This is a genomic window from Methylobacterium indicum (assembly GCF_017347565.1).
In the GTDB taxonomy this organism is placed as follows: domain Bacteria; phylum Pseudomonadota; class Alphaproteobacteria; order Rhizobiales; family Beijerinckiaceae; genus Methylobacterium; species Methylobacterium indicum.
Map to the genome: position 1 here is coordinate 65,619 of NZ_AP024147.1, position 13,814 is coordinate 79,432.

The following is a 13,814-nucleotide window of genomic DNA, read 5'->3' on the forward strand; positions in this document are numbered from 1 at the left end:
CCTTAGTCATGTCTATGATCCAGCACGAGACGGCGGTCGCCGCAAAGAGCAACGTCGACTTCGACAACCAGGACCAGGCGCCGGCCGCCACCCCCGACTCCGACGGCGAGGTCGCGGTGGTCGAGGGCGACGTCAAGGGCGAGGTCGAGATCGACCCGAACGCCCCGGCCGAGGACCATTCCGACGCTCAGTTCGGGCAGGGCAGCGGCTATCTCTCCGACGACGACTACTACGCGGGGGGCTACGGCGGCGGATACTCGGGCCGGTACGCCTCGCGTGAAGTCTCGGCCAAGGACGTCAAGCCGAGCGAGGTGCCCGTGAACGTCGTCGTGCCCTACGTGATGGCGAGCGGCTCCGGCCAGGAATACGACCCGGAGAAGCACTCGGCCATCGCCTGGTCTGACGTGCCCGGCTTCCAGAAGTTCTTCGACATGATCTCGACGATGCGCCCGATGGGCTCGTCGACCGAGCGCGGCTTCGTCGAGAAGTACATCCTGTCGATCGAGGGCATGCAGCAGGACGACAAGGGTAACTGCTACATCTGCATCGGCGAGCCGAAGCCGAAGGTGATGTGGTCCTGCCACACCGATACCGTGCATGGCCGTCACGGCGACCAGCGTCTCGAGATCACCTTCGACCACTTCCTGCGCCTGCCGCGCGACACCCGGGCCTCGTGCCTGGGCGCCGACGACACCGCCGGCTGCTGGATCATGCTCGAGATGATCGCCGCCAACGTGCCGGGCCTCTACGTCTTCCACTGGGGCGAGGAGTGCGGCCGGATCGGGTCGGAGTGGATCGTCAGCCAGAACCCCGGGTTCGTGGCCGACATCCAGGCCTGCATCGCCTTCGACCGCAAGGGCTACTACGACGTCATCACCCACCAGTGCGGCCAGCGCTGCTGCTCGCAGGCCTTCGTCGACTCGATCGTCACGATGCTGCCGGAGGGCTACAAGGCCGACGATGGCGGGTCCTTCACCGACTCGTACTCGTACCGCTACCTGATCCCCGAATGCACCAACCTGTCGGTCGGCTACTTCGGGGCCCACTCCTCGTCGGAGAGCATCAACCTCTACGCGCTCTGGCTCCTGCGGGAAGCCATGGTGGCGTTCGATGTCGAGAAGGTGGTCATCGCGAGGGACCCGAACCAGCGCCCTTTCGTCCAAGGACGCGGTGGGCGGAACTCGGATCTCTACGGGGGCTATCGAAGCGGGAGCGGCGGCAGCGCATACGGGCGCTACGGGCTGCTGGACGAATCTGACGACGTGGGCGACGACCACGACGGGTCGTGGAGCTCGAGCCGGCGCCGCACCAGCAAGCGCGGCCACGCGGCGCGCATCGACGACCTGTTCCCGCCCAACATCGACGCCGAAGCGCCCGAGACCATGGCCGATCTGTTCGACATGGTCGGCGACGAGGCGGCCGAGGTGCTGCTCGAGTATTACGGGATTGAGGTCGTCGACCTCTGGGAGATGATCCTCGAGCGCCGCAAGAGCTGATCCTTCACGACCGGGGAGGGCGGGCAACTGCCCTTCCCTTGGCATGAAATCCAAAAGACGGCGCTTTTTCGAGCCCGCATCGGTTTTCCCCCTTGCCTTTCTCTTGGCACGAATGCAAAAGGATTGAGCCAGAAGGGCAGGACGTTTCACCCCGCATCTCGACCGACACGCACAGGCGCTCACCGCGGGGTGACACCACGCGCCTGTTGCACAAATGCAAATCTGGAGAACGTCACATGGCCATCGACACCAGCAAGACCGTCTACCTCGCCGGCACCTCCACCGCGGTTCGACTGCTCGCCACCGACCTGCGCGGCGACTTCCCGATCCTGGCCTCGATCGACGAGGACGGCCATGACGTGGTCGTGCGCTTCGACGCCGACGGCGAGTCCGAGGACGGCGGCTACGAGCTGACCAACAAGAAGCCCGCCGTGCAGGTCGTGCGCGACGGCGAGGTGCTGCTCCCGGCCGGCGCCCGTCCGGTGGTGCAGACCCGGTCGCGCCGTCGCGGCGGCGGCGTGGTCGAGAAGGTGCGCAACCACGACACCCGCTCGTACCTGGTGCGGCCGACGAACGGTGGCGCCCCGTTCTGGGCGATCAACCGCAAGCTCGTCTTCACCGGCGCGGTCGCCTGATCGTCACAGCACAGGCGAAGTAACGACTAGACGACAAGGGGCGCTTCGGCGCCCCTTTCCACAACAACTCCCCCGAAAATCTGTCCTTCCCTTCTCGACTGGAGATCATCCATGTCCACGTTCCATCTCGTCGCGCTCGTCAACGACCCCACCAAGCCGCTCAAGGACGACGGCTCCTACCATCTGCGCGAGCAGCCGCTCGCCGGATACGGTCCATACGACACCGGCGCCCAGGCCTCGAAGGCCGCCAAGGAGGCGTCCGAGTTCCACGGCTGCAAGGTCCAGCCGCGGCGCATCGCCGAGAACACCGACTGGATCAAGCGGGAGGAGCAGCGCTTCCGGGAAGGTCAGTACCATCGCACGACGCTCCTGCCGAAGGAATGGGACCTCGAGCCGATCAAGAACCACTTCGCGCTCGTGCAGAGCCCCATGATCTCGTACTTCGCGGATAGTGCGTCCGGCATCCTCGATCGGCGCACGACGATCAAGGTCGGCCGCTACCTCGAGCAGTTCTATCCCCACCTCGGCGACGCCGACAAGCGCCGGCTCACCGCAATCATCGACCCGCCGAACGAGCTCCTGATCGCGCGCACGGCCGAGGAGGTGGTATGGGTCTACACCCACGGTCCGGATTCGTGCATGGCGAAGTCGAGCTCGAACTGGACCTCGAGCAAGCGTCACCCGGCCGAGTTCTACTCCGAGTGCGACCTCGGTGTCGCCTACCTGCGCAAGGGCAAGGATCGAGCCTCGGCCCGCGCCGTCGTGTGGCCTGACCGCAAGCTCTACGGCCGGATCTACGGCGACGTCGACCGGATGAAGCAGGCGCTGCACGAGCAGGGCTACAAGTCCACCGCGACCTTCGTCGGCGCCAAGGTCAACCCGATCCCGCACCCGAAGTACAAGGGCTCGGGCGAGGCCAGCGAGTGGTTCATGGTGCCGTACTTCGACAACATCCAGTACGTGCGCGAGAACCCGGACGGCACCTGGGTCACCGTGACGAGCGAGGAGGTGACGAGCCTCGAGAATAACGGCAAGATGTTCATCTCGTCGGGCGGTACCGGAGCCTGCATCAACCGCCGCGCCTACTGCCCGCGGCTGAGCGGCATGTACCAGGGACCCTTCATACAGGTCCATGGCACCAGCAAGGGAACGCTGTTCTGGTCGCGTGACGCGGTCGGCATGTACGGCTTCACCTGCCAGGGTTCGAAGGAAGTCTGGGAGGCGAACTCGAAGAACCAGATCAGGCTCGACAACGGCCAGGTGTGGTCCAAGCGCCACTTCGACGCCCACGGCTTCACCTGCCCGGGTAACGGCAAGAAGCTGCCGCTCAGCGAGGGCGCGCAGCTCGCCGACGGCCGCACGGTCTCGCGCGAGTATGCCCGCAAGCTCGAGCGGATGAAGATCACCCGGGCCGACTACGACGCGGTCGTGGCGATCCAGCGCGGGGTCGAGGAGCGGGCGATCTCCGGCATCACCCTGCCGCCGGTCGAGGCGCCTCAGACCGAGGTGCGCGCGACCAAGCGCAAGGGCGGCACCGGCGTGTTCTCGCACCTTGCCACTTCCACCGGCCCGGCGCTCTCGACGAGCAACCTGCGCCGTCGCTCCGCCACCGCGCCGTCTGCCGGCGTGACCATCGGCGGCGTCACCATCGGCCTCTGATCACCAGACCCGATCGCCATCCCCTGGGGGCTCGAATCCTCGAGCCCCTGGCCATTCCGTATGGAGATTTTCAGCCATGCACACCCCCTCGAATCCCGCCAAGCCTGCCGCTCCCGCCGCTCCCGAGGAAGTCACCTACTCGCCCGAGGTGACGGAGCTGATGGAGATGCTGCGCTACAAGCGGCCCAAGGGCTCGATCACCGAGCACGACTTCATCCGCAAGTTCCTGGGTCCGCTCGGCGTCCACGTCGACAAGTTCGGCAACGTGCTCAAGGTGGTCGGCAATGACCCGGGCATCCTGTGGTCGAGCCACACCGACACCGTGCATCGCACCGACGGCTTCCAGCGCATCGTCTACCAGGACGGCCTGATCAAGCTGCACAAGAAGGCCAACTCGAGCTGCCTCGGCGCCGACTGCACGGCCGGCGTGTGGATCATGATGGAGATGATCAAGGCCAAGGTGCCGGGCCTCTACGTCTTCCACTACGGCGAGGAGAACGGCTGCATCGGCTCGCGCGCCATCGCCGAGAAGTGGCCGGAGCTGCTCGCGCGCATCGACTGCGCGGTGGCGTTCGACCGGCGCGGCACGCACTCGGTGATCACCCACATGGGCACCGAGCGGACCTGCTCGGAGAAGTTCGCGACCTCGCTGATCGAGCAGCTGCCGAAGGGCTTCAAGACCGACGACACCGGCCGCTCGACCGACACCAAGCAGTACATCAAGCTCGTGTCGGAATGCACCAACATCTCGGTCGGGTTCGACGCCGAGCACACCTCGCGCGAGACCCTCGACGTCGATCACCTGATCCAGCTGCGCGACGCGATGGTCAAGATCGACATCGCGCGGCTCGTCATCGCGCGTGACAAGACCAAGCCCGAGTACAAGTCCTACAGCAACTACAACAATGCCGGCTACACTGGCTGGAAGGCGAAGGCCGCCGACAAGGACAAGGAGAAGGCCTACGAGGAGTACCTCGAGACGGCCTGGTCGGAGCAGGACGAGAAGCCGATAGCCGACCCGCGCAAGTGCGTGTCGATGGTGAACCTGATGTTCAACTTCCCGGCGACCTCCGCGACGGTGCTCACCCGGATGGGCTTCAGCTTCGCCGAGCTGCGCGAGCTCGTGGCGCGCGAGCTCGGGTATCCGCCCAAGACCGGCCTCGAGGGGGTGAAGCAGCCCTCCGTCGGTCCGGCAAAGCCCGGGAGCTCGGCCGCGGCTGCCGCGCCCGCCGCCAAGGCTCCCGCCACGGGGGCGACCGCGACGACAAACCTGCTCACCTCGACCCGCACCGGCACGCCGCCGGTCGGAGCGACGAGCGAGGGCAAGCCGGGCCTGGCTTCTTCCTTGCAAGGACGGCCGGTTCCGAAAGCCGAGATCGTCCACCCGACCCTGCCGCGCTCGGCCGTCAACCCGACGACCACCGGAACCGCGCCGAAGGCGCTCCCTGCCCCTGGGTTTCGATCACCCGGGTCCGGGAAAGACGTCGCGCCCCGGCATATCCCCGGCAACCAAGCCGCGCATCAAGGTCCGGGCAGCAACGTCGTCGCCCTCCACCCCCCTGCCGGCCCGGCCAGCAAAGCCCCGGCCACGCTGACGCGGCTCGAGCCGATCACCCCGGCCCTGTCCTCGCTCGTCGAGGGCATCCGGGCGGCGGAAGCCGAGGCCGCGGAGGAGGAGCGGGCCAAGCGCGAGAAGGTCTACGAGGAGGGCAAGCTCGCGGCCCAGAAGCTGTTGGCATGAGGTGGCGCCATGACGGAAGCCCAGCTCATCGCCTACGCCCAGGAGGTGTTGGGATTCCCCATCACCTTGGGCATGCCGGTCAGGATGGACGTGTCCTGTACCGGACGCATCGCGGACGGGCATAGCCGGTTGGCCTCTCGGGGCTCGATCGGCACGCTCGACGGGTTGAGCCTCAGGCCCGGCAATGCCGGGCTCACGGTGCTCGTCTCGATTGAAGTGGATGACGGCCTGATCGTCACCCGCTTCGACGAGGAGGACGCCGAGCCGCAATTCCCGCTCGGGATGATCGTCCCGGAGACGGTGCCGGAGCCCGCTCCCGCCCCTGATCTGGCACCGGCCGTGACGGCAACCCCGGAAAATCCCGGGGTTGTCGCGACGCAGAAGGCGGCTTGACAGCCTCCGGCGCCAAAAACCTATGCACAAAAGCCAAAGCCTCGGTCGTTCCTTGCATGGATCGAAATTTTGCGTTTCCAAACGCAACTGACTTGGTCTAAGCATCGTTCAACCGAGACAGCCGGCCGTCGTGCCGTGGGTCATTGCGTTTCAGTGGGTTTTGCCAGCGCCGAAACCGGGCGGTCATCTTCGACCGTCCAGACCCTTCCTCGAGTCATCGATCCGACGTCACGAGGATAACCTCAAGCATGGAGAATTCATGCAGGGATTCGTTTTCTACAACGGACCCTCGATACTCGACGGATCGCCGATCGTCGGGATCGTCACGGGTCTGATCCACCCCTCTCCCAACCAGAAAACTGGACCGATGGCACAGGTCTACTTCCTGGTCGCCGACATGCCGCCGCTCCAGGCGTCCCATGCCGGGCGCGACGCCGCGATCTGCGGCTCGTGTCCCTTGCGGGGCCGCCTGGTCAAGAGCTCGTCGGGGGCCAACAAGGTGGTCGAGCGGCAGTGCTACGTGTTCCTGCCGCACGGTCCGCGCCAGGTCTACGACGCCTGGCGCAAGGGCAACTACCCGGAGGTCGGTCCGCGCGATGGGTCTCGCGCCCTGACGCGCCGCCTGGTGCGTCTGGGCTCCTACGGCGACCCGGCCTGCGTGCCCTACCCGGTGCTCGAGGCCCTGCTCGCCAAGGCCGGTGACGTCACCGGCTACACCCACCAGTGGCAACGCTTCCCGGAGCTGCGTCGCTGGTGCATGGCGAGCTGCGACACCCCGGCCGAGCGCGACGCCGCTCACGCGCTTGGGTTTCGCACGTTCCGCATCCGGCGGCGGGACGAGCCCGTTCTCGCGGGGGAGGGGATCTGCCCCGGCTCCCACGAGATGAACCGCGCCCTTCGCTGCAGCGAGTGCATGCTGTGCGGAGGCGAATCCACCGGAACCAAGGGCGACGTCACGATCATCGCCCATGGTCACGGTGCCAACTACTTCCACCGCAACGTGCCAGAGACCCTGGACGCCTGAGACATCATGAAGGAGATCGTCATCATGGACTCCCCCAGCGCCGGCGTGGGCCAGGCGCACAAACGCATCGATACGGACGCCCTGCGTCTCGTTCTCGTGCAGCGGTTCCCACACACCTTCGCGGGCCGCCACGCCCGCAAGGTGCCGCTGAAGATCAACATCCACTACGACCTGCGGCTGGCCTGCCCGGACATGACGCGGCGCGAGATCACCCTCGCGCTGCGCTCCTACACCGGCGGACCGACCTACCTCGAGAGCATGATCGAGGGCGCCGGCCGGGTCGACCTCACCGGCGCGGTCGTCGACCACGTCAACGAGAGCCACGCCCGACACGCCAAGGGCCGGCTCACCACGGTGCTCAAGCGCCGGGCCGAGAACCGCCAGAAGCGCCAGGCGCTGCTCGAGGCGGCCAACGCCAACCGCAGCGTGTTCGTCACCGAGCGGGGTATCGCCGCGTGAGCGACGGCCCCCTTCTCGAGGTGACGTATTTCGGTCCGCCCTACAAGGCCTGGGTCCGGGTCTCCCGTCCGCTGACGCGGCGGGAGGTCGCCCGGCGTGCCGAGGCCATGTGGCGGAGCGGTCACTACCTGCGCACCTACACGATTCCCCGCACCAAGCCGGCGACCCCGGCTGTCGTGGTGCAGCTGCGGAGATGACGCATGCTCCAGGAACTTGACACCCCACCGACGCCGGAACCGACACCGTTTCCTGGCATCGATCCGGCCTATGTCGGCGTGCGCGCGGTCGAAGCGCGCGTCCACGCCGACTATCTCGCCGCGCTCGGCAAGGAATTTCGGTTCAAGAAGGTCTACGGATACTTCAAGAACGTCCAGGAGGCGATCAAGAATGACGGCTCGATCGTCTTCCGGGTCGTCAAGACGTCGTCCGATCGCCTGATCGACTGGTCGACCGGTGAGCTCTGGCTCGATCCGGCCTGGTCGCTCGAGGTCGTCGAGGACCCGAAGGGCCTGACCACCGGGATGGAGGACCTCTGGTACCACGCCACCTCCTACCGGATCGGCACCGGCATCACCGACGACATGGCCTGACCCTGGCCTTAAGCACATCAAGACGGGCCCGGAGGGTCGGCGACGATCCCCCGGGCCTCAGACGCGAGCAGCGATGAAGGACCGGCCATGAGCACCCCTGTTCCCCAAACCGGAGCCGAACCGAAGCCGCCGCGTGCGGCAGGGCGTGGTACCAAGCCACCCTACCTGGAGCCGGAGGACGTGACCGCCTTCATGAAGGCCTCGCGTCTGAACCGGGACCAGCTCGCCAACCTGCTCGGCAATCACGAGAACGCCGTCCGCCTGCTGGAGCAGCGCGGCGGCAGCCGGGTCATGGCCCTGGCGTTCTCTGCCATCCTGCACAACCTTGGCCCGTGGAAGCCGCGGCGCCGCAAACCTTCGTGAGGCATCCCATGTCGACCCAACCCTACCGCACTCGTATCGCACCGTCGCCGACGGGGTTCATGCATATCGGGACCGCACGTACGGCCTTGTTCTCCTGGCTGGCAGCCAAGGCCACCGGCGGGGATTTCGTCTTGCGCATCGACGACACCGATCAGGAGCGCAACAACGAGGCGGCCGTGCAGCCGATCCTCGACGGCCTCAAGTGGCTCGGCCTGAACTGGGACGAGTTCTACCGCCAGAGCGAGCGCTCCGAGGCTTACGCCATCATCGCACAGGAGCTGGTCGATGCCGGACTAGCGACCATCGCGGAGAACGGCGCGACCCTGCTCGCCCTGCCGCCCGAGCTGATGCCGCGCACCTGGCGCGACGAGGTCGGCGGTGAGATGCACGTCACCGGCGACATGATGAAGCTGATCGACGGCCTGCCGCTGCTGCGCGGCGGCGACAAGCTTGGTCAGGCGACCTACCAGTTCGCCTCGATCGTCGACGACTACGCGATGAATATCAGCTACATCATCCGCGGAACGGATCACATCGCCAACACTCCGAAACAGATCGCCATCTGGGAGGCGATCAACCAAGCGCGGATCAGAAACAATCTGGCATCGTGCCCGCTGCCGAAGTTTGCCCACGTCGGGTTGATCTTCGCCAACAAGAAAAAAATGAGCAAGCGCGACGGCGCGGCCTCTCTCCTCGACTACCGTGACCGCGGTTACGACCCCGACGCCATCTTCAACTTCCTCCTGCGTATGGGCTGGGGTCCGAAGGAGGACAACAAGGCCAACAGTGTCCTCAACCGCGAGCGGGCGCTGACCATGTTCCTGACCGCCGGCAACATGCGGGCGGCCAACGCCAACTTCGACGGCCAGAAGCTCGACTGGTTCGATCGCCGCTTCAAGGGCGAGAAGGCCCGCGCCGCGGCTGCGGTGAAGGCGGCGTGAGGCCATGTCGGGGGATCGCATCGATCTCCGGCGCGGCCTGAGCCACAACCCGATGAACGCCACCAACCTGTTCCATTCGACAGGTTGGGTGGCCGGGTTCGACAACGCCGTCCTGGAGAAGGCCATCGAACACCTCGAGCTGCGCATGTGCATGGGTGATCCGGCCTTCACGCCACTCGAGCGTTTCGCCGCTCAGGTACTGGTCAAACAGTACGAGTACATGGTCGGCAAGATATGCAAGGATAAATCATGAAACCCGATATCTTTAAATACGTCGTCGACGATCTTGAGGAGAGCGGTCGAACGTCGCTCGAGGTCATCAAGGTTTCGCTGGTCACCGGCTTCATGTTCGAGGGGCCTTGGTCGTTCCTCGATGGCAACCTCGAGGCGATCTTCATCGAGCATGTCGACCGGGTCGGCCATCAGGCCGTCCGGGTCCAGAGGAAGGTCTATATCGACGTCGAGTCGATCGTGACCGTCGAAGCTGGGCAGCAGCAATGAGCACCGGCCTCAATTGTCTGTTCCGGGAGGTGGCTCCCGGACAATGGTGGTACGTCCTCCAGGACTGGAGCTGCCCGATCGGCGCGTGGGATTGGCGCGAATACGCCACGGCCTACGGCCCGTTCCCGAGCGAGGAGGCGGCCGACGCCCATCTCCGGGCCAACCACGCCAACCCGGGCGGGTATACCATATCTTTCTATCAGGAGGGCGACGTCATCGACGAGGTCATGGCTCGCCTGATGAAGGAGGCAGCCTAGTGGCTATTATTGCCGTGCGGGGATTTCAGTAGAGCCGTCGATCCAGACGGCTCTACCCAGAGAGCCAGATGTCCCGCACCAATCGCGCTTGCCCTGCCTGGGCGCGCAACTATCGTCGTGCTGAAAAGAGCGTTGGGTTCGACGTCGTCGGCCGCAACCGCTTCTTGAACGAGTACGACCGCAACTACAGCAAGGATCTCTTTCAGGCCTTCAACGGGGCACCGCGCGGTTACGACACCCGCGAGACCACGTCCAGTGGCCGCTGGTGCCGGCGCCATGCCAAGCGCTGCGTGAGCCGTATCATTCGCGCTCGAGGCAAGACTGAAATCCGCGCTGCCCTCAACGACAAGGATGACGCATGAGCGACAAGGTCTACGTGGCCATCTACGAGCACCGCCACGGCGAGGAGGTCTCCGTCCACAAGACGGAGGCCGGCGCCGCGGCGCTCAAGGACGACATCGCCGAACGCTGGTGGGACACCGAGCTGAAGGGGCGGCCGATGCCGCCCAACGAAATCGGTGAGACCTACTTCCACATCATGGGCGAGAGGGGCGAGGAGTTCTTTTCTGTCCACCCTTGCGAGGTTGAGAAATGATCCAGGAACACAAGGGCTTCAGGACCGGCCAGAAGGTCCACATGAAGGTCGACACGACGGGCGGCCTGCCCGACGGCGGCGAGGTCACCTTTCCGGCAGGCTCTCCAGGCGTCATCGACGCGATCCGGGATTTCGGCGGCCGGCAGGGCATCGGGTTCGAGGTCGCGATCTGGTCGCACGACCCGGAGCAGACCATCGTCAACGTCTTTGATGACGGCGACGGCGACCCGAACGAGTTCTTCCGGGCGGCGCCCGATCTGCCGACGGAGGACGACGACGAATGAGCCGGCGCAAACGGCCGACGCAGGCCGAGATCACTGCAATGTGGGACCTGCTCGACGACGACAACAAGTCGACGGAATGGGTCATGCAGCGGGTGGTCGACCACTTCGAGGGCAAGGTCGACGAAGGCGATGTCGCCGACGCCCTGATGCGGCGCACGGACGTCCAACCAGCCAGGCAGAGCGACTGATCGGTCGCCGCGCCATGGGTCACTCCGTCTCCTCCGGTTTGACCTTTCTCGTGTACTTGGTCTTGTCAGGGATCACGCGACTGCGACGATGGGGATCGGGGATGTAGCGGGGCTTTGGGGGTTCGAGTTCTATCCCCTGGGTTTTGCTTTTTCTCATCGGTCCTCCTTGCCAGGAAGCCTTCCCCGGCGTACCTTTCTCTGGGCTGGAACAAAACGGGAACGGAATGGCTTATGTCGGGGTGGTCGAGAAAGGGTGGCACCGACATGGCATGGACCGCACCAACCGATTTGCATTCGTGCCGGCTTGCATTTGCACGTCCTTTGCAATCACGCAAACGAAACGGCGCAGGTGTGAGCCTGCGCCGTCATAGCTTACTGATTAACGAGTGGTTAGGGACGGTCGATCACCTTGATGATCGCCATGTAGTGCGCGTCCTCGTGCGAGACGTGCTCCTCGTCCCCGAAGGGCGTCGGGCGCGACAGCACCAGGCCGGTCTCGTCGACCTCCGACACCATCCTGACCTTCGAGCGCCCATCGGCGCTGGTGAGCAGGATGAGGTCACCGACCTTCGGCTCGCCTTCCTCCGTCGCGTAGAGCAGAGCTCCGCGTATGATCCAGGGCGACAGGCTGTCGTCCGGCATCTGGAAGGCGAACGCCGTCCGGTCGTCCTCGAGCACCGGCGGGCACCGGACCCGCTCGCGCCCAAGCCGCGTGGTCTTGGCCATCGCCATCCCACGAGGAAAGGCCGAGACCGGCTTCAAGGGGATCGTGAGCTGAGCCCCGATCTCCTCGTCCTCGAGGCTCTCGAGCGCCCTGAGCACCGACTGGCGCACGGGCATCTTCTCGTCGCCCTCCTCGACGTTGCTCATCTCGAAGGCGTCGAGAATGTCGCGCGGGATGCGGGCATTCGCAGCCGCCGAGAGCTTGGCAAGCGTCTTGAACGAAGGAACGAAGTCGTTCTTCTTCTTCAGAATTCGCAGAGTCGTAGAAGGCGACACATTCGCCTTGTTGGACAGGTGCGTCGCCGACCACTCGGTACGGTCAAGAATGTCCTGCAGCCAGGACACGACCGCGTCCTTCACCCGCGCCTGCGAGCTCCCGATCGTCGCCGTGTTCATGGTGTTATCCCCGTTGTGCTTGCGCGAACCAGCCTTCAGCTCCTCGGCTGATTTGACAGCCGATTCGCGCGCCCCTATCACGCTTTTGCTTTCATGCAATGCGTACCCATAACGGCGCTTGATGCGATTGGTTCCCTTCGATGAGCGCATCCGTCTCATGTGCGGATACCGTAATTCGGGTGCGGAACGAATGCAACAAATTTTTGCAGGAATGCGCAGTCTTTCTTTTGATCAGAGGCCGTGATGGTGAACCAGGGCGCGCGAAAGGCCACTTTACACTTCATTAACCTGCTAGAGACAATGTCGAAAAGCGACCCAGATCTCTTAATAGTGTATAGTAATGCAGCCATTGCTGCTGCCGGAATCGCCCTCAGAAAAGAGGGACTCGTAGACGATGCCAAAGATACTTTCGAGGCGATCTTCGTCGAAGTAATTAACGATGAGCTTAGCGCTGTCGCATGAAGACCCCGAGGAAGGCCACGAAATCTAAAGCGGCTAAGCCTGATCCGGCCGAACTGTTCGAGATCATCGACGAGGCGATCGAGCTCGAGCTGCCCTTGCCGGTGTCGACGAACCGCATCTGGCGCTCGAGGAGGATCGGCAAAAAGGTGATGGTCTACCCCGCGCCGTCCTACCAAAAGTGGAAGCTGCGGGCTGACGCTGCTCTCCAGGACCAGCTCGATGCGATCGGAGCGATACTCCCCGAGCCTATCTATGGTCCCTTCAACGTCGTGCTGACGATCGATTGGCACAAGCGCTTCAAGAGCGACCTCGACAACCGCACCAAGTCGGTGATGGACTGGGCCAAGCGCGCCGGACTGATCGAGGACGACCGGTTCCAGAATAAGGTCGTGATCCAGTGGGGCCATGCCCCGATGGGTGCTAGGTTGCGGCTGACCCCGGTCGCGCCGGTCGAGGAACCCGATGCGGTCGGCATAATTCCTGTGGCTGACTTCGCGTCCAGGCAGAGAACACCGATACCGCTTCATTCGTGACCAGGGCTTCATGGCCCTTAATTGGAGGGCAATGCGATGGCCAGCGACCTGTTCTGGTACCCCTACGACGTCAACGAGGCGATCATCGAGAAGACCACGATGACCGCCCTCGAGGCCGGGGTGTACGGCTTCCTGATCGACTACTACTGGCGCCACGGGGCGCTGCCGACCGACGAGAGCGCCCTGGCGCGCATCGGGCACGTCACGCCCGACGAGTTCGCGCGCATCAAGATTGGGTTCGCTCACCTCTTCACCCCCGAATGGACCCACCCCCGTCTCGACGGGGTGCGCCAGAGTTCAACCAAAGCCTACGAGGACCGTATAACACGCGCTCGCAAAGCGGGTATCGCAAGCGCCCAGGCCCGTGAGAATGCGGGAAAAAAGCGCACCCGCACCGCTCGCGCAAGCCGTTAAAACCCTGACGGTTCAATGACTTGAACACCCGTTGAACGCAAGTCGACCACCGCAGTGTGATTGTGGATGTAATTCTAATTGTTGATCTATAAGATTCCCTACCAAGGGGTAGAATCCCTAAGATTGATTCACCAAACCCCTAACTGTTACACACCCAAGG

At 64.5% G+C, this 13,814-nt stretch carries 21 protein-coding genes; 20 read left to right on the forward strand and 1 reads right to left on the reverse strand.

The genetic code is table 11. The annotated features are described in order from the left end of the window. The first annotated feature begins 8 nt into the window (after positions 1–8). The 18 genes from miv_RS31540 (at position 9) to miv_RS31625 (ending at position 11,126) form a co-directional block, all read left to right on the forward strand. Positions 9–1,496: a hypothetical protein gene (locus miv_RS31540; RefSeq protein WP_207183830.1), complete on the forward strand. Its 1,488-nt coding sequence runs from the start codon at positions 9–11 to the stop codon at positions 1,494–1,496. 236 nt (positions 1,497–1,732) lie between these two features. Next, positions 1,733–2,131: a hypothetical protein gene (locus tag miv_RS31545; protein WP_207183831.1), complete on the forward strand. Its 399-nt coding sequence runs from the start codon at positions 1,733–1,735 to the stop codon at positions 2,129–2,131. A gap of 111 nt (positions 2,132–2,242) precedes the next feature. Then, the gene (locus tag miv_RS31550) at positions 2,243–3,790 is read left to right on the forward strand and encodes a hypothetical protein (protein ID WP_207183832.1); all 1,548 of its coding nucleotides are present in this window, start codon (positions 2,243–2,245) and stop codon (positions 3,788–3,790) included. Positions 3,791–3,866: 76 nt separating this feature from the next. After that, positions 3,867–5,531: a hypothetical protein gene (locus miv_RS31555; protein WP_207183833.1), complete on the forward strand. Its 1,665-nt coding sequence runs from the start codon at positions 3,867–3,869 to the stop codon at positions 5,529–5,531. 9 nt (positions 5,532–5,540) lie between these two features. Further along, a complete protein-coding gene (locus tag miv_RS31560; RefSeq protein ID WP_207183834.1) occupies positions 5,541–5,924 on the forward strand; it encodes a hypothetical protein in 384 nt (127 codons plus the stop codon). A 259-nt stretch (positions 5,925–6,183) separates the two neighbouring features. Then, the gene (locus tag miv_RS31565) at positions 6,184–6,948 is read left to right on the forward strand and encodes a hypothetical protein (RefSeq protein WP_207183835.1); all 765 of its coding nucleotides are present in this window, start codon (positions 6,184–6,186) and stop codon (positions 6,946–6,948) included. A 24-nt stretch (positions 6,949–6,972) separates the two neighbouring features. Further along, the gene (locus miv_RS31570; RefSeq protein WP_207183836.1) at positions 6,973–7,407 is read left to right on the forward strand and encodes a ProQ/FINO family protein; all 435 of its coding nucleotides are present in this window, start codon (positions 6,973–6,975) and stop codon (positions 7,405–7,407) included. Continuing rightward, the gene (locus miv_RS31575) at positions 7,404–7,604 is read left to right on the forward strand and encodes a hypothetical protein (RefSeq protein ID WP_207183837.1); all 201 of its coding nucleotides are present in this window, start codon (positions 7,404–7,406) and stop codon (positions 7,602–7,604) included. Before miv_RS31570 ends, miv_RS31575 begins: the two co-directional genes overlap by 4 nt. A gap of 3 nt (positions 7,605–7,607) precedes the next feature. Continuing rightward, complete coding sequence (locus tag miv_RS31580; RefSeq protein WP_207183838.1) at positions 7,608–7,997, forward strand: hypothetical protein; 390 nt, start codon at positions 7,608–7,610, stop codon at positions 7,995–7,997. 180 nt (positions 7,998–8,177) lie between these two features. Beyond that, complete coding sequence (locus miv_RS31585; protein WP_207183839.1) at positions 8,178–8,360, forward strand: hypothetical protein; 183 nt, start codon at positions 8,178–8,180, stop codon at positions 8,358–8,360. An 8-nt stretch (positions 8,361–8,368) separates the two neighbouring features. Further along, positions 8,369–9,301 (forward strand): glutamate--tRNA ligase, encoded by a 933-nt coding sequence (locus miv_RS31590; RefSeq protein ID WP_207183840.1) that lies wholly within the window; start codon positions 8,369–8,371, stop codon positions 9,299–9,301. 4 nt (positions 9,302–9,305) lie between these two features. Next, positions 9,306–9,554 carry a hypothetical protein gene (locus tag miv_RS31595; RefSeq protein ID WP_207183841.1) on the forward strand — a complete coding sequence of 83 codons (249 nt, stop codon included), beginning with the start codon at positions 9,306–9,308 and terminating at the stop codon, positions 9,552–9,554. Beyond that, positions 9,551–9,802 (forward strand): hypothetical protein, encoded by a 252-nt coding sequence (locus tag miv_RS31600; RefSeq protein WP_207183842.1) that lies wholly within the window; start codon positions 9,551–9,553, stop codon positions 9,800–9,802. Before miv_RS31595 ends, miv_RS31600 begins: the two co-directional genes overlap by 4 nt. Beyond that, positions 9,799–10,059, forward strand: coding sequence for a hypothetical protein (locus miv_RS31605; protein ID WP_207183843.1), 261 nt, complete (start codon positions 9,799–9,801; stop codon positions 10,057–10,059). The genes miv_RS31600 and miv_RS31605 overlap by 4 nt, the downstream gene beginning before the upstream one ends. A gap of 68 nt (positions 10,060–10,127) precedes the next feature. Next, positions 10,128–10,421 carry a hypothetical protein gene (locus miv_RS31610; protein ID WP_207183844.1) on the forward strand — a complete coding sequence of 98 codons (294 nt, stop codon included), beginning with the start codon at positions 10,128–10,130 and terminating at the stop codon, positions 10,419–10,421. Beyond that, entirely contained in the window at positions 10,418–10,654 is a 237-nt protein-coding gene (locus tag miv_RS31615; protein WP_207183845.1) for a hypothetical protein, read from the forward strand. Before miv_RS31610 ends, miv_RS31615 begins: the two co-directional genes overlap by 4 nt. After that, positions 10,651–10,938: a hypothetical protein gene (locus miv_RS31620; protein ID WP_207183846.1), complete on the forward strand. Its 288-nt coding sequence runs from the start codon at positions 10,651–10,653 to the stop codon at positions 10,936–10,938. The genes miv_RS31615 and miv_RS31620 overlap by 4 nt, the downstream gene beginning before the upstream one ends. Beyond that, positions 10,935–11,126 (forward strand): hypothetical protein, encoded by a 192-nt coding sequence (locus tag miv_RS31625; protein WP_207183847.1) that lies wholly within the window; start codon positions 10,935–10,937, stop codon positions 11,124–11,126. The genes miv_RS31620 and miv_RS31625 overlap by 4 nt, the downstream gene beginning before the upstream one ends. A gap of 390 nt (positions 11,127–11,516) precedes the next feature. Here the strand turns inward: miv_RS31625 and miv_RS31630 are convergent, their stop codons facing one another. Next, positions 11,517–12,395: a hypothetical protein gene (locus miv_RS31630; protein ID WP_207183848.1), complete on the reverse strand. Its 879-nt coding sequence runs from the start codon at positions 12,393–12,395 to the stop codon at positions 11,517–11,519. Positions 12,396–12,703: 308 nt separating this feature from the next. Between miv_RS31630 and miv_RS31635 the strand changes: the two genes are divergently transcribed. Both miv_RS31635 and miv_RS31640 read left to right on the forward strand, forming a co-directional pair. Then, a complete protein-coding gene (locus tag miv_RS31635; RefSeq protein WP_207183849.1) occupies positions 12,704–13,240 on the forward strand; it encodes a RusA family crossover junction endodeoxyribonuclease in 537 nt (178 codons plus the stop codon). Positions 13,241–13,276: 36 nt separating this feature from the next. Next, positions 13,277–13,654, forward strand: coding sequence for a DUF1376 domain-containing protein (locus miv_RS31640; protein WP_207183850.1), 378 nt, complete (start codon positions 13,277–13,279; stop codon positions 13,652–13,654). The last annotated feature ends 160 nt before the right edge of the window (positions 13,655–13,814 follow it).

Bases quoted from the DNA above. Each gene is read 5' to 3' on its own strand.
- miv_RS31635 (WP_207183849.1), top strand. From the start codon at position 12,704: ATGAAGACCCCGAGGAAGGCCACGAAATCTAAAGCGGCTAAGCCTGAT.
- miv_RS31560 (WP_207183834.1), top strand. From the start codon at position 5,541: ATGACGGAAGCCCAGCTCATCGCCTACGCCCAGGAGGTGTTGGGATTC.
- miv_RS31600 (WP_207183842.1), top strand. From the start codon at position 9,551: ATGAAACCCGATATCTTTAAATACGTCGTCGACGATCTTGAGGAGAGC.
- miv_RS31545 (WP_207183831.1), top strand. From the start codon at position 1,733: ATGGCCATCGACACCAGCAAGACCGTCTACCTCGCCGGCACCTCCACC.
- miv_RS31550 (WP_207183832.1), top strand. From the start codon at position 2,243: ATGTCCACGTTCCATCTCGTCGCGCTCGTCAACGACCCCACCAAGCCG.
- miv_RS31580 (WP_207183838.1), top strand. From the start codon at position 7,608: ATGCTCCAGGAACTTGACACCCCACCGACGCCGGAACCGACACCGTTT.
- miv_RS31620 (WP_207183846.1), top strand. From the start codon at position 10,651: ATGATCCAGGAACACAAGGGCTTCAGGACCGGCCAGAAGGTCCACATG.
- miv_RS31610 (WP_207183844.1), top strand. From the start codon at position 10,128: ATGTCCCGCACCAATCGCGCTTGCCCTGCCTGGGCGCGCAACTATCGT.
- miv_RS31540 (WP_207183830.1), top strand. From the start codon at position 9: ATGTCTATGATCCAGCACGAGACGGCGGTCGCCGCAAAGAGCAACGTC.
- miv_RS31555 (WP_207183833.1), top strand. From the start codon at position 3,867: ATGCACACCCCCTCGAATCCCGCCAAGCCTGCCGCTCCCGCCGCTCCC.
- miv_RS31605 (WP_207183843.1), top strand. From the start codon at position 9,799: ATGAGCACCGGCCTCAATTGTCTGTTCCGGGAGGTGGCTCCCGGACAA.
- miv_RS31570 (WP_207183836.1), top strand. From the start codon at position 6,973: ATGGACTCCCCCAGCGCCGGCGTGGGCCAGGCGCACAAACGCATCGAT.
- miv_RS31595 (WP_207183841.1), top strand. From the start codon at position 9,306: ATGTCGGGGGATCGCATCGATCTCCGGCGCGGCCTGAGCCACAACCCG.
- miv_RS31590 (WP_207183840.1), top strand. From the start codon at position 8,369: ATGTCGACCCAACCCTACCGCACTCGTATCGCACCGTCGCCGACGGGG.
- miv_RS31615 (WP_207183845.1), top strand. From the start codon at position 10,418: ATGAGCGACAAGGTCTACGTGGCCATCTACGAGCACCGCCACGGCGAG.
- miv_RS31630 (WP_207183848.1), bottom strand. From the start codon at position 12,395: ATGCGCTCATCGAAGGGAACCAATCGCATCAAGCGCCGTTATGGGTAC.
- miv_RS31565 (WP_207183835.1), top strand. From the start codon at position 6,184: ATGCAGGGATTCGTTTTCTACAACGGACCCTCGATACTCGACGGATCG.
- miv_RS31625 (WP_207183847.1), top strand. From the start codon at position 10,935: ATGAGCCGGCGCAAACGGCCGACGCAGGCCGAGATCACTGCAATGTGG.
- miv_RS31640 (WP_207183850.1), top strand. From the start codon at position 13,277: ATGGCCAGCGACCTGTTCTGGTACCCCTACGACGTCAACGAGGCGATC.